The 13520-nt window shown below is 54.6% G+C and carries 11 protein-coding genes; 9 read left to right on the top strand and 2 right to left on the bottom strand.

Translation table 11 applies throughout. The features are described from left to right. From IEW17_RS17930 to IEW17_RS17970, 9 genes are all read left to right on the top strand, one after another. Nucleotides 1-1461: a BamA/TamA family outer membrane protein gene (locus tag IEW17_RS17930; protein WP_188563438.1), complete on the top strand. Its 1461-nt coding sequence runs from the start codon at nt 1-3 to the stop codon at nt 1459-1461. A gap of 81 nt (nt 1462-1542) precedes the next feature. Further along, the gene (locus IEW17_RS17935; RefSeq protein WP_188563439.1) at nt 1543-2436 is read left to right on the top strand and encodes an NAD kinase; all 894 of its coding nucleotides are present in this window, start codon (nt 1543-1545) and stop codon (nt 2434-2436) included. A 139-nt stretch (nt 2437-2575) separates the two neighbouring features. Then, the gene (locus IEW17_RS17940; protein WP_188563440.1) at nt 2576-3481 is read left to right on the top strand and encodes a DUF6089 family protein; all 906 of its coding nucleotides are present in this window, start codon (nt 2576-2578) and stop codon (nt 3479-3481) included. 46 nt (nt 3482-3527) lie between these two features. After that, complete coding sequence (gene porG / locus IEW17_RS17945; protein ID WP_188563441.1) at nt 3528-4283, top strand: type IX secretion system protein PorG; 756 nt, start codon at nt 3528-3530, stop codon at nt 4281-4283. 132 nt (nt 4284-4415) lie between these two features. Further along, nucleotides 4416-5162, top strand: a complete 747-nt coding sequence (gene uppS, locus IEW17_RS17950; protein WP_188563442.1) for an undecaprenyl pyrophosphate synthase — start codon at nt 4416-4418, stop codon at nt 5160-5162. Nucleotides 5163-5171: 9 nt separating this feature from the next. Beyond that, on the top strand, nt 5172-7688 hold the full coding sequence (bamA, locus tag IEW17_RS17955) for an outer membrane protein assembly factor BamA (RefSeq protein ID WP_188563443.1): 2517 nt from the start codon (nt 5172-5174) through the stop codon (nt 7686-7688). 38 nt (nt 7689-7726) lie between these two features. Continuing rightward, complete coding sequence (locus IEW17_RS17960) at nt 7727-8410, top strand: OmpH/Skp family outer membrane protein (protein WP_188563444.1); 684 nt, start codon at nt 7727-7729, stop codon at nt 8408-8410. A gap of 50 nt (nt 8411-8460) precedes the next feature. Then, the gene (locus tag IEW17_RS17965) at nt 8461-9093 is read left to right on the top strand and encodes an OmpH/Skp family outer membrane protein (protein ID WP_229749110.1); all 633 of its coding nucleotides are present in this window, start codon (nt 8461-8463) and stop codon (nt 9091-9093) included. 75 nt (nt 9094-9168) lie between these two features. After that, nucleotides 9169-10224, top strand: a complete 1056-nt coding sequence (locus tag IEW17_RS17970; RefSeq protein ID WP_229749111.1) for an RluA family pseudouridine synthase — start codon at nt 9169-9171, stop codon at nt 10222-10224. A gap of 100 nt (nt 10225-10324) precedes the next feature. Here IEW17_RS17970 and IEW17_RS17975 read toward each other — a convergent pair whose 3' ends face one another. Both IEW17_RS17975 and IEW17_RS17980 read right to left on the bottom strand, forming a co-directional pair. Beyond that, nucleotides 10325-11965: a tetratricopeptide repeat protein gene (locus IEW17_RS17975; RefSeq protein ID WP_188563446.1), complete on the bottom strand. Its 1641-nt coding sequence runs from the start codon at nt 11963-11965 to the stop codon at nt 10325-10327. A gap of 57 nt (nt 11966-12022) precedes the next feature. After that, the gene (locus IEW17_RS17980; RefSeq protein ID WP_229749112.1) at nt 12023-13018 is read right to left on the bottom strand and encodes a PstS family phosphate ABC transporter substrate-binding protein; all 996 of its coding nucleotides are present in this window, start codon (nt 13016-13018) and stop codon (nt 12023-12025) included. Nucleotides 13019-13520: the final 502 nt, after the last annotated feature.

The following is a 13520-nucleotide window of genomic DNA, read 5'->3' on the forward strand; positions in this document are numbered from 1 at the left end:
GTGATAGCAGTTGTTTTATTGTCATTGCGGGTATTGCTGGCCGGTTGGGGCGTGGCGCAGGCCCCGGCCGACACCTTGCCGCGCCCGTTGCGCCCGGTGGTAGCGCCTTCCGATACGTTGGTTCGCATTGTGCCCTGCCCAGGTACCGAGCGGGCGGCGGTGGGCTCCATCATTTTCGCCGGCAATGCCGTTACCAGGGAGCGCATCCTGCGGGCCGAGCTCGATTTCCGCGAGGGTGATACCTTGTTGCTGGCCGACCTCCCGGCGCGTCTCGAAGCCAACCGCCGCCGGCTGTTCAATCTGCAGCTGTTTCACGCGGTGGTGGTCCAGGCCAGTTGCTCGGGACCGCGGCTGCTCATCGTGTTTGGGGTGCAGGAGCGCTGGTACACCTTCCCGGTGCCCATCCTCTCACTGGCCGACCGCAACCTGCGCTCCTGGCTCGACCGCCCCGACCGTTGGCGGCGCATCGATTACGGCCTACACCTCACCCGCGCCAACTTTCGGGGGCGCAACGAGCAGGTTATTGCCAACCTCCAGTTGGGCTTCAACCGCAAGTACGAGCTGTTTTACGAAGTGCCCGGTCTGGGGCATCGCCGTCGCATTGGGTTCGGAGTGGGGGGCTCCTTCTACCAAAGCCGCACCCTCGATTACCAAACCCTCGCCGACCGCCTCGTGCCCCTGCGCACCGATATTGGCTTTCCCATTCAGCGGTTCTACGTCACGGGCGGGCTGCGCTTTCGCCAAACAGTGCAGTCGCTCACTTCATTTGATGTGTCGTACCACCGCGAGCAGATTACTGACTCTGTCAATCATTACAACCCCAATTATTACCAGGGCCGCACCCAGCGCGAGTACCTCGCCTTCAGCCTGACCAGCACCCGCAACCGACGCAACACTTTTGCCTATCCGCTCACCGGTACGTATGCCCAGGTTACGCTTTCGCACCGGGTTTTTCTCGACGGTATCACCCCCAGCCTCACCACCCTACGCCTGGACTATGCCCGCTACGTAGCCCTGGGCCACGGTTTCTACTACAGCGTAGGCGTAACCGGCCTGGCCCGCCTCACCCGGCACCTGGCCTACGCCGACTCCCGCGCGCTCGGCTACGATGACCTCGTGCGGGGCTACGACGAGTACGTAATCGACGGCCGCCACTACGGCCTGGTGCAGCAAGGCGTGTCCTACCGCTTGTTTCAGCCGCCGCCCATTCGCCTTGAGTCCATCGACAATCCAAAGGTCAACACCATTCCGTTGGCCCTCTACCTCAATATCTTTGCAGACGCCGGTTACGTCGCCACGCCCACATCCATCACCCAAAACCGCCTCCCCAACCATTTACTGAGTGCTATCGGCCTCGGCCTGCACCTTGTAACATTTTACGACCGGGTATTCACCGCCGAGTATACCCTGAACGGATTGGGCCGAACGGGCTATTTTTTCCGGGCTTCCTTCCCGATTTAGCAGTTCGTTACCGCCGGTCAGGTTATTTATTTGTTACCTGACTCCCCATTGGGGTTATGTAATCCGCATTCTTTCCTCTGCATGAAAATCGCCATTCTCGGCAAGCCTTTCGACGACGAAGCCGCTCCGGCCATTCAGGCTTTGCTTGATGACCTGGCGGCACGCGGGGCCGATGTTCGCATCGGCGAAGCCTTTCGTACCTTTCTCGACAACCGCCTGCGCCTGCCCGAAGGCACCACCGAGTTCCGGCGCGGCGACTCGCTCCGGGGTGTGCAGTTCGTGTTGAGCATCGGCGGCGATGGTACCCTGCTCGATACCGTTACCTACGTGGGCAGCCTGCAAATCCCCATTCTGGGTATTCATACCGGCCGGCTCGGCTTCCTAGCTACCATCACCCCCGACCGTATTGCCCAGGCCATTGATGCGCTTTATAAAGGCCACTTCAACATCGAAGAGCGCAGCCTGATTCGCGTCGACACCGACCCGGACGTATTTGGGAGCCTCAACTTCGGCCTCAACGAGTTCAGCGTGCTCAAGCGCGATACGTCATCCATGATTGTCGTTCACACGTATATCGACGGCGAATACCTGAATTCCTACTGGGCTGATGGCCTCGTCGTAGCTACTCCCACGGGCTCTACGGGGTACTCACTTAGCTGTGGCGGCCCGGTGATGCTACCCCAGACAAACAATTTTATCATCGCTCCCGTATGCCCCCACAATCTGAACGTGCGCCCACTCGTAGTGTCGGACCAAAGCGTGATTTCCTTTGAAATAGAAGGCCGAAGTACGAGCTATATGCTCTCCCTCGACTCCCGCTCCTTACCCGTAGAAGCCTCTGTTCAAATTGCCGTTCGCCGTGAGGCCTTCAATGCTCGTCTAGTAAAGCTCAATCACGTTAACTTTCTCAGTACCTTACGAAACAAGCTCAATTGGGGCTTGGACCGCCGAAATCCGACCGGAATACAGTTGTAGCTGTTGATGAGTTTGTTGAAAAAAACGTTGAAAGTTTTTTTAGTTCCCAATATAGCCTTACTTTTGCCACCGTCTGAAACTGCGCATTTCCTGCCCTGACTTCAACCCCCGAATCTCGCATCCTCATTTTCGTTGCCTTATGAAAAATATTTTCACCTATTCCACGGCCTTTGTGCTCGGCTTGGCCCTGGTGGCTACGCCGGAAGCAGATGCCCAGCAGTTCAGCAAGCGGAAGCAGTATAACTCGGTTGGCTTCAGCTTGAACGCAATGAACTATTTCGGCGATGTGGTGCCCGTTACCAACTTTACGAGCCTCCGCTTTGGTGCAACTCGCGTAGGTGCTGGTGTTTCCATCACTCGCCGTTTCTACCCGCGTTTGTCTGGTCGGTTTGGCCTGTCGTATGGCCGTATCACGGGCGACGATGCCAAGGCAGCTGATAAGGACGGTCCTGATTCTAAGTTCCGCTACAACCGTAACTTCTCCTTCCGCAACGATATATTGGAAGCGTCAGCAGTTGCTGTTTTTGACTTAATTGAAAATCGCAACAACTACTTGAAGCGCCCGGACTTTGTGCCGTATGTCTTTGCTGGTGTTGCAGGTTTTTACAGCAATCCGAAAGGCTTGGTTGGCAAGAATAACGAGGGCCTGACGGAGGGTTCTTACATCGCCTTGGCGGATTTGAAAACCGAAGATCAGAAGGAGAAATACGGTCAGACTCAGTTTGCAATCCCTTTTGGTGGTGGTATTCGCTACCGCATCAATCGTAACTTTGATGCCAGCTTGGAAATCGGCTGGCGCAAAACATTTACCGACTATATCGACGATGTAGGTGGTAAATATGCCGATGTAAAAACGCTTGCTTCTGGCTCGCAGCGTTACTTTGGTAACGGCATCACGAGAAGCCAAACGGGTGATTTTGCAAACTTCACCAGCCCCGACAGCCAGCGTGGCGACAAGGGCAATAAAACCGACTGGTACATCGTTACGGGCGTGACGTTGAACTATATCTTGACGCCCCGCATCAAGAATCCTAAATTCCGCTAGCCAGTGGCCCATGGCTAAGCATGTTTTCATTAGCCAGTTAGCTTAAATGATGAACCTTGGTTTCAATAGTGCACTCCTCGTTTGCCTTGTGCAAGCGGGGAGTGCTTTTTTTTGCGCCTCGGCGCACGCTCAAAACACCAGCGAAATTGGTATTGGCTTAGGAGCCACCAATTACCGGGGCGAAGTATCGCCGGAGTATCAGCTGCAGAATAACCGTCCGGCGTTCACCGCATTTTATCGCAAGGACATATCCGTGCCCATTACCTTGCGGGGTGGCTTCACGGCGGGGCTGCTTCGCGCTGACGATGGCAACGTTATCGGCACAAACGGAGGAATTCCGCCCCTACAGGGCTACCGGCAGGCTAACACCAAAGGCAGCTTGCTGGAAGCTTCGGCAGTGATGGAATATAATTTCATGGACTACCACTACCGCACCGATAAAATTCATTTCACGCCGTATCTATTTATTGGCGTGGCTGGATTCTACGCAAATACTACCACTGTTACAAATAATCCGACGCTCGGAGGTGATTTCAACCGACAAGGAGCGGTGCTTGGTTTCGCCATCCCAGCGGGGGTGGGGTTTAAGTACGCCCTATCCGAGCACATTAATCTCGGTCTGGAAGTGGGAGTGCGCAAGGTCTTCACCGACAAACTTGACCACTTATCGGAGCAAGACCCGCTCCTGGTGAATATTCACGACCAGGACTGGTATTATTACAATGGGGTGAGCCTGTCGTATACCTTCTTCAAAATTAGGTGCCCCGACCAATATAAAAAGAATAAAAAGCTACTGAAGTAGTAGTTAGCTGTGCAGCGACTAACTGAGTGGTGTTGCACAGAGGCGGACGCTACGCCAAAAGGTAGTGCTACGCTCAGCCGCTAAATGCAACCATTTCCGTAACTTGCGGGCTCTTTTAGCGAAACCGTAAGGATGACCGGCAAGGCCGAATTAGATACTCTTAATATTCCCGCCCACGTGGCCGTCATTATGGATGGTAACGGGCGCTGGGCGAAGCAGCGGGGTGGCCTGCGCGTGTTCGGGCACCAAAGTGCCATCACGGCTGTGCGCGAAACCGTGGAAGAAGCGGCCCAACTGGGGGTACGCTACCTGACACTGTACGCATTTTCGACCGAAAACTGGAACCGGCCCAAGCTTGAGGTGATGGCCCTCATGCAGTTGCTAGTGCATACTATCCGCCAGGAAACGGCCACATTGCTGAAAAACAGTATTCGGTTGGAAGCCATCGGTGATATCAGCACTTTGCCGAGCAATTGCCAGCGAGAATTGGCCGAATCGATGGAGCTGACTAAGGATGGGAATCGGATGACGCTGGTGCTCGCCCTGAGTTATAGTGGCCGCTGGGACCTGACCCAAGCCGCGAAGCGCATGGCAGTCGATGTAGCCAACGGTCAGCTTCGGCCGGCCGATGTGACTGAGGCAACGGTGGAAAGCTATTTGGTAACGGCCAAAATGCCGGACCCGGAACTACTCATTCGGACCAGCGGCGAGCAGCGGATTAGCAATTTTCTGCTGTGGCAATTAGCCTACACGGAACTGTACATCACTGATTTGTTGTGGCCGGACTTTCGGAAAGAACATTTTCAAGAAGCCATTCGGGCTTACCAGCGCCGGGAGCGCCGATTTGGTAAAACCAGTGAGCAAATCACTGTATCTTAAATCTTTGTAATGATTATTGTGCGTAATTTATTTGTGAAGCTGGCGCTGACTCTGGTTGTATTGGGGGGACTGCTCGGTCGCTCGGCCCAAGCCCAGCAAGCCGATGCCAATGAGCCCAAAAAATACGAGTTGGGAGGAATTACGGTTAGCGGAGCCCGCTACCTCGACCCGAATACCCTCATTGGCCTGACGGGTCTGCGCGTAGGAGATGCCATTACCGTTCCGGGTGAAGAAATCGGCAAATCCATTCGCAAGTTGTGGGCTCAGGGCATTTTGGGCGATGTGAGCGTGACTATTGGGCGCATCGAAGGCAATAAGATTTTTCTGGACTATAATCTTAAGGAGCGGCCCCGGCTATCCAAATTCACTTTCACGGGCATTCCCAAAGGCCAAACGGAGGAACTAACCAAGAAAATCACGCTGATTCGTGGTAAGGTGGTAACCGATGCGCTGCTGAACAATACCCGGACCCAGGTTCGCAAATTCTACGTGAACAAGGGCTTTCTGGATGCAAAAGTGAATATCATGCAAGTGGCTGATTCGGCGTTGTCGAACAGCGTAGCACTGCGCATCGATGTAGATAAGGGCTCGAAAGTGCGTATTTACAACATTGCGTTTGAGGGCAATAAGGCATTTTCAGACCGCAAGCTGAAGGGTAAGTTGAAAAAAACCAAAGAGCGCAAGCCGTACAAATTTCTGACCCCAGGTAAGTTTCAGAAGGCTGAATACGAGAACGATAAGAAGAGTCTGCTCGAATTCTATAACGCAGAAGGATACCGCGATGCCACTATTGTGAGCGATACCCTGATGCGTGATGAGAAGGGGCTGGCCCTGACCATAACCGTCGATGAGGGCCCGAAGTACTACTTCCGTCATATTACCTGGAATGGCAATTACCTCTACGATGACAAGACGCTGGCCAATGTGCTGGGCATCAAGCCGGGCAGTCCATACAGTAAGGAAACACTGGATAAACGTCTGAACTACAACCCCACCGGTCAGGATATTTCCTCGCTTTACCTGAACGACGGCTACCTGTTTTTCACCATTGACCCGGTAGAAACCAAGGTGGAAGGCGACTCAATTGACATCGAGATGCGCCTGAGCGAAGGCGTGCAGGCCCACATCAAAGACATCAACATTGCCGGCAACACCAAAACCAGCGACCATGTGTTGCGTCGCACTCTGCGCACCTTGCCCGGCGACAAGTTTAACCGCGAATTGCTCATCCGTTCGCAGCGCGAGATTGCTACGCTGGGCTACTTCGACCCGGAGAAAATTGGCATCAATCCCATTCCAAATCCGGTTGATGGTACGGTTGACATCAATTACACGGTAGTTGAAAAACCGTCGGACCAGGTGACGCTGTCGGGCGGTTGGGGCGGCTTCGCTGGCTTTATCGGTACGGTGGGCCTGGTGTTCAACAACTTCTCGATGCGCAAAGCCGGTACGCTCCGTAATTGGACCCCGGTGCCCTCCGGCGATGGCCAGCGCTTGGCCTTGAACGTGCAGGCCAACGGGGTGCAGTACCAGGCGTATTCGCTGTCATTCACGGAGCCCTGGCTGGGTGGCCGGCGGCCGAACTCGTTCTCATTTAGCCTTAACCACAGCATACAGCGGGCAGGTACCAGTCTTGATGCGTCAAGCGAAAGCTTCATCAAGGTGAACAGCGCTACGGTGGGACTAGGCCGTCAGCTGCGTGTGCCAGATGACTATTTTACGCTGAGTAACTCGCTGTCATTGAGTCAGTATCAGACGCAGAACTACGCGCTGCTGCCGGGTTTCACTTCGGGTTTCGCTACCAACATTACATTCAATACGACGCTGGCTCGTAACAGTATTGACAATCCTACTTATACCCGTCGCGGCTCGGCGCTGAGTCTGAGCCTGAACCTGACGCCGCCGTATTCGCTGCTGAACCCCGACCACCCCAATTCGACGCAGCTGATTGAATTTCACAAATGGATGTTTGATGCCTCGTGGTTCACCCCCATCGTGGGCAAGCTGGTGCTGAATACCCGGGCCCACTTTGGCTACTTGGGCAACTACAATTCTGCCCGCCAAATCGGCCCGTTCGAGCGGTTTAAGATGGGCGGTGCGGGCTTGGGTAACAACGGCGGCGGCAACTTCCTGGTGGGCACCGACTTCGTAGGCCTGCGCGGCTACGACGACCCCAACAGTGGCTTCGCTATTCCCACGGCCCAGGCTAACCAAGCGGGCGGCATCGCTTTCAACAAGTACGTGCTGGAAATGCGCTATCCGGTTAGCCTTAACCCGGCCGCCACGGTGTACGTGCTGGCCTTTGCCGAAGCCGGTAACTCTTACGATTCCTACAAAAACTATAACCCCTATAAGCTGTACCGCTCGGCTGGCGTAGGGGCCCGGATTTTCATGTCGGCCTTTGGCTTGCTGGGCTTTGATTACGGCTATGGCTTCGACCCAGTGGTGCCGCAGCCGGGTACAGCTGCTGGAAGCAAACAGGAGTTCGGGAAATTCCACTTCATTATCGGTCAGCAAATTCGCTAGTTGGGCACTAGCGGACAGGTTTTCACGTTTCTTCCAGTATGATGAATCTTAGTGGCCGGCTGCTGGCCTTATTATTGCTTTTCGTTGCTTCGGGTGCCCAGGCCCAGAAGTTTGGGTGGGTTGACTCGGAGTTTATCATGGCGAAAATGCCGGAGTATGCGAAGGCGCAGTCCGAGTTGAACCTGATTTCGGACACTTGGCAGAAAGAAATTGAAGCCCAGCGCAAAGACCTGGAAAAGCTGCACCGCAACTACCAGGCGGAAGAAGTAGTGCTGACCGAGGCTATGAAAAAGAAGCGTCAGGACGAAATTCTGAAAAAAGAGCAGGACATCAAATTGTACCAGAATAAGCAGTTTGGCTACGAAGGTCAACTGTTCAAAAAACGCCAGGAACTGAATAAGCCAGTGCAGGACAAGGTGTTTGAGGCCGTGGAAAAGGTGGCCAAAAAGAAGCAGCTGGCCGTGCTCTTCGACAAATCCGGTGACCTGACCATGCTTTATACCAATCCTGCGCATGATTACACCGAATTTGTGCTGGAAGAGCTTGGCTTGGGAGCCGAAGACCGCAACCAGCCGGGTCCGAAAGGAACCGTGAAAACGGTGGCACCGCCGAAGACGCCCGTTGACCCCAACTTTGAGTCAGATTCCGGTGCTTCGGAGTCGATTGTAACCCCCAAAGCGGCTACCAAGCCGGCGCGCTCACCCAAGAAGGGCGCGAAGTAATTACCTTTGTTTTAATATTTTTCTGACCCTTTTCCTTTTTGATGAATCTCGTGAAAATCTTTCGTCTGACGCTCGCCGCCGCTCTGCTGACCGCCGGAACCCTGGCCGCCACTTCCGCGCAGGCCCAGGCCCCCCTGAAAATTGGTTACACCGACGTTCAATACGTATTGGCTCAGATGCCCGAAAGCAAGCAGATTGAGTCGGACCTCAAAGTGTACAATACCCAGCTGGAAGGCCAGCTGAAAAGCAAGTCGTCAGATTTGGAAGCCAAATACAAAGCTTATCAACAAGGTGAAGCCACGATGACGGACATTGTGAAAGCCGATAAGCAGAAGGAGATGCAGGGTATGCAGCAGTCCATTCAGGAGTTTCAGCAGAGTGCTCAGCAGTCGTTGCAGCAGAAGCAGCAAACCCTGCTGAAGCCAGCTCTCGATAAATTGCAGAAAAACATTGATGCTGTGGCCACAGAAAATGGCTTCACCTACGTGTTCAACTCCGATGGCGGTGGTAGCCCGCTGCTGCTGCATGCTCCCAAAGAAGGCGATATTTCGGATTTGGTGCTGAAGAAAATGGGCATTACGCCCGGCGCTGCTGCCCCAATCAAATCAGGTCCCGCGCCAATGTCTGCGCCCACGCCGGCAGCTCCCGGTGCCAGCAAAATCAAGACTAAGACCAAAAAATAAGCGGCGTTCGCCGCCCGATAGCGAAAAAGCCGGAGCGTATGCTCCGGCTTTTTTCATGCATTACCTGTGCCGAATATGATGGATACCGATTTAGACCCCGAAGAATTGTACACTGATGAGCCCGATGACGCTGAGGAAGGCGATGAGCTGTACGAACACCACCGCATTTTAGTAGACCGCGGCCAGGAACAGCTCCGCATTGATAAGTTCTTGCAGGCTCGCTTGCGCAACACCTCGCGTAACAAAGTGCAGGATGCCATCCGGGCGATGGCTGTGGAAGTGAACGGTACCCCGGTGAAGCCTAATTACCGGGTAAAGCCACTGGACGTAATCACCATCACCCTGCCCGAGCCGCCGCGCGAAGGCCGCGTTGTACCCGAAGAGATGCCGTTAGACATCCGCTACGAGGATGCCGAATTGCTCATCGTGAACAAGCCGGCGGGCCTGGTGGTGCACCCTGCCTACGGCCACTGGCAGGGCACGCTGGTCAACGGACTAGCTTATCACCTCGCTAACTTGCCAACGGGCCGCAACGGCGAAATACGACCCGGTCTGGTGCACCGCATCGACAAGGACACCTCGGGCTTGCTGGTAATTGGCAAAACGGAGTTTGCGATGACGCATTTATCGCTGCAGTTCTTTCATCATTCCATTCAGCGAAGCTACCTGGCGCTTGTCTGGGGCACGCCCCCCGGCCCTACGGGCACAATTACCGGTCATATAGGCCGCAGCGTACGCGACCGCAAGGTGCAAGCCGTATACCCCGGTGGCGAGCAGGGCAAGCCCGCTGTGACGCATTATGAAGTGCTGGAGAGTTTCGGCCCGGTGACGCTGGTGCGGTGCGTGCTGGAAACCGGCCGCACCCACCAGATTCGGGCGCATATGCAGTACCTCGGCCACCCGTTATTCTCGGATGCGACCTATGGCGGCGACCGTATTCGGGTGGGCCAGAACAACGGCACTTACCGTGCGTTCGTCGAAAATGCCTTTCAGTTGATGCCCCGGCAGGCATTGCACGCCCGTTCGCTGGGTTTTGTTCACCCCACCACTGGCGAGCAGCAATTGTTTGAGGCGGAATTACCGGCAGACTTTGCCGCCGTGCTGGAAAAATGGCGAGCTTGGGCCTCGTAAACCAGAGGAGACAGGTTGAGCATAATGCTGGTAGTTAGATACAAAAAAGCCCCAACGCTACCAGCGTTGGGGCTTTTAATTTCAATAACTGCTTAAGAAATTACTTCTTCTTAGCAGGTGCTTTGGCCGGAGCCTTTTTGACCGGGGCCTTTCTTACTGGGGCAGTCAAAACATCAATGTTGTTCTTGGCACCTTCGTTGGTAGGGTCCAAAACGAGAACCTGCTCAAAGTTCGATTTTGCCGTGGCTTTATCGCCTTTCTGGTAGTTGTACACACCCAGGTAGCCGTAAGAAGCCACGAGGCCTTCTCTAAACTTGGCTGGGTCAGCACCTTCTGCCTTCGATAGTTCGATGTACTTATCATAGTAAGGCTTAGCCAAGCCCTGTTTGCCATCAGCATCACGAACGCCATTCACTTTTGCGCGAGCTAGGATTGCTGGTGCGTAGGTGGGCTTTGCCGTGTTGATGATGCCGTACACGCTGTCTGACTGCGCATATTGCTTGTTGTTGCCGTAGGCCGAGGCCAGACGGAACTGGTCGGTAAGGTCACCACCGTTGGCTAGTTTGGCTCTGTAAACGCCGATAGCATTCTTGTAGTCCTTCTTGGTCATGTAAGCCGTGGCCAAGTCGTTCTGCAACTCACCCTTTTTAGCAGGGTCAGTAGTAGCAGTGATGGCCTTGTTGATGATGGCAATACCTTCATCGGCCCGCCCAGCCCGAGCCAGGATACGACCCTGGTAAGAGTAGTCCTCTGGAATAATCTTGTCGGCCGGTGCCATTTTCATGTACGCGTCCATGGCTGTGGCAGCACCAGCAAAGTCACCGGTTTCGTACAGCAGGTACGGCTTCAGGCGATTCATCGTCAGGTTCTTCTGGTCGGTTTCAAGCACCTTGTTCACTTCAGTCAGTGCCTCTGCATACTTCTTAGTCAGGTACAGGAACGAAGCATACTGCGCGTCGGTAGCGGGTGATTTCTCGGCCAGCCCGACGTACTTCTGGAACGTGCTCAGCGCAAGGTCGTACTGACCCGCGTAGTAGTACATGTCGGCCAGCTCGCGGTAGGCCGGGGCATAGCTGGGGTCCAGCTCAATGGCCTTGCTTAGGCTTTCGCGGGCCGCATTGAAGTTACGGGCCCGGACGTTCAGCACGCCCTTCTTGTAGTATGCCTGGGTATAGCTGGGGTTGGCCGTAATGGCACGGTCAAAGCTTGTCATGGCTTCGCCACCACCCTGCTCCGAGTGCAGGAAAATATCGCCGCGAGCAACCATTAGTGCGGCATCATCCTTCTTGATAACGGTTTGCGCCGCTGTCAGGTAAGTTTGAGCTTTGCCAGTGTCTTTCGAATCCGATTCGCCGTATGCCTGTGCAATCATCGTCAGCACCTTGGCATCCTTGTTTTTCGTGGCTTTAGCAGCCGCTTCAAACTGGGTTTCGGCCGGTGCTACCTGGCCTTTAGCTAGCAAAGCCCGCCCAGCGGCTACCTGCCCGAAAGGGGTAGTGCCAGCAGCTTTATTGAAGTAATAAGCGGCCGAGTCCGGCAAGTCACGCATTTGGTACAGACGACCTAGTTCGAACGCAGTTTCGGGCGAGGAACCGGGCCGCAGCATAGCGCGGGCTTCATTGTAACGGCCCAATTCGATAGCGCGTTGGGCACTTTGTACGTTTTGGGCGGTGGCCGCCGTAGTGCCCGCTACCATTGCGATGGCGGCGAGCAGCGGCTGTTTCCAGGGCTTGAAACTCATAAGAGAAAAAAAAGAATGAAAAGCAAATAAGTAAATGAGGGTACGCGCACGGGGCGCCTACAGTTTAGGCGTGGTAATAATCCGGGCCTGCATTTGGGCGGGGAGTAAGCCCGACTTTTGAAATATCAACTGTCCGGTTTTGCCTGCAACGAAAGATGCAAACCCCGTGCCCAAGCCCGCGCGTGCCTCCCGGCTGATGACGTAAAGATTGCGTCGAAGGGGGTAGTTCTGCAAATCTTCGTGCTCAGCCAACTGTTCCGGCGTTTTTTCAGCCAGGTACACCTGAAAGGGCTGAATGTAATCGGCAGGTTTGGGGTTGGGACGCGCCGTGATGCTGGCGACCCGAACCTTATTGAAGAACGTCATGGCGGTTGGGTCGTCGCGGTCCGAAATCCAGTTCACGCCTACCACACCGATGGCATTGGGGTGCGTGGCAACATAATCGAGCAGCGCCGGGTTCGAGGTGGCTGCGAATACCCGTTTGGTCAGGGCGGCTCCCCGCGTCACGGAGTCGCGCACAAAGCGCGCCGTGCTACTCCGGTTGGCATCAAATACCACATTGATAGCAGCAAGGCTTTTTTTGCCGCTTATCTGGCTCCAGTTGGCCGTCTTACCGGTGAAAATATCCGCCAGTTGAGCTACTGTAAACAGGGAATCAGGGTTGGCGCGGTTCAATACCACCGCCAGCCCATCGATGCCGATGCGCGTAGTGCGCGGCACAATAGTTTGTTTAACAAAATAGGCCATTTCCTCGGCATTCAGCTCCCGTGATACCACGGCAATCTTCACTTTGTCGTTGATGAGGTCCAGCATCACTTTCTCCTCGGACTGAAAGCTCATTTTAATGTGCGCGTTAGGGTACAACTTCGCGAACGTATCGACCTGGGCCTGCAGAATGGGCGCAAACGTTTCGTCGGAGCTCACGGCCACGGTGCCGGTGGTAGCCGTGTTCTGCGCCCCAGGTGAGCCCGGCCCATTGCAGGATGCAATGGTGACAGCCCCGGCCAGTACGGCCACAGCTCCGGCCGTAAAAAGGTGCATGCGCTTATTCATGGGTGTTGTCGGGAGGAGAAGAATTGCGAAAATACGCTTGATAGCCTCGTCCAAACCGTAACAGGCCATAGAGAATGAAAACGACGCCAAGCACGCGGCGAACCGTGGGGCCCAATTCAATGGTACCCCCCGCAATAGGTTTGTTGGCCGACCACAATAGCCAAATGCCCAAACCCATGTAGACTAATGCCATTACCAGTACAAAGTAACGGACCAAGCGTTGGGGGGATTTCCCAAGCCGTTCTTCAGTCGTAGGCAAGTTGAGCATAGGTAGGGAAAAGCAGTAATGAAGCTGTGTAAACCGCCAAATTAGGGCGAAAGGTTCGGTCAGGTAGAGCATCACCGCCTAACCAGCCCACAAAAAAGCCAAAAAATAGGCGCTTTTCATAGCCTCAGCCAATATTAGTCCTGGCGGAGGCTATACTCTCCCAGGTAGTATACATGAACTGTGTTAAAAATTAAGGGGTGAGGGTGAGTTTTGAGCTAAAATCAGCTTGATAGG

Origin of the sequence: Hymenobacter frigidus, assembly GCF_014640435.1 — a bacterium.
Taxonomy (GTDB): domain Bacteria; phylum Bacteroidota; class Bacteroidia; order Cytophagales; family Hymenobacteraceae; genus Hymenobacter; species Hymenobacter frigidus.

Coding starts and splice junctions, on each gene's coding strand:
- IEW17_RS17940 (WP_188563440.1), top strand. CDS start 2,576: ATGAAAAATATTTTCACCTATTCCACGGCCTTTGTGCTCGGCTTGGCC.
- IEW17_RS17970 (WP_229749111.1), top strand. CDS start 9,169: ATGATGGATACCGATTTAGACCCCGAAGAATTGTACACTGATGAGCCC.
- IEW17_RS17935 (WP_188563439.1), top strand. CDS start 1,543: ATGAAAATCGCCATTCTCGGCAAGCCTTTCGACGACGAAGCCGCTCCG.
- IEW17_RS17980 (WP_229749112.1), bottom strand. CDS start 13,018: ATGAATAAGCGCATGCACCTTTTTACGGCCGGAGCTGTGGCCGTACTG.
- bamA (WP_188563443.1), top strand. CDS start 5,172: ATGATTATTGTGCGTAATTTATTTGTGAAGCTGGCGCTGACTCTGGTT.
- IEW17_RS17975 (WP_188563446.1), bottom strand. CDS start 11,965: ATGAGTTTCAAGCCCTGGAAACAGCCGCTGCTCGCCGCCATCGCAATG.
- IEW17_RS17960 (WP_188563444.1), top strand. CDS start 7,727: ATGATGAATCTTAGTGGCCGGCTGCTGGCCTTATTATTGCTTTTCGTT.
- porG (WP_188563441.1), top strand. CDS start 3,528: ATGATGAACCTTGGTTTCAATAGTGCACTCCTCGTTTGCCTTGTGCAA.
- uppS (WP_188563442.1), top strand. CDS start 4,416: ATGACCGGCAAGGCCGAATTAGATACTCTTAATATTCCCGCCCACGTG.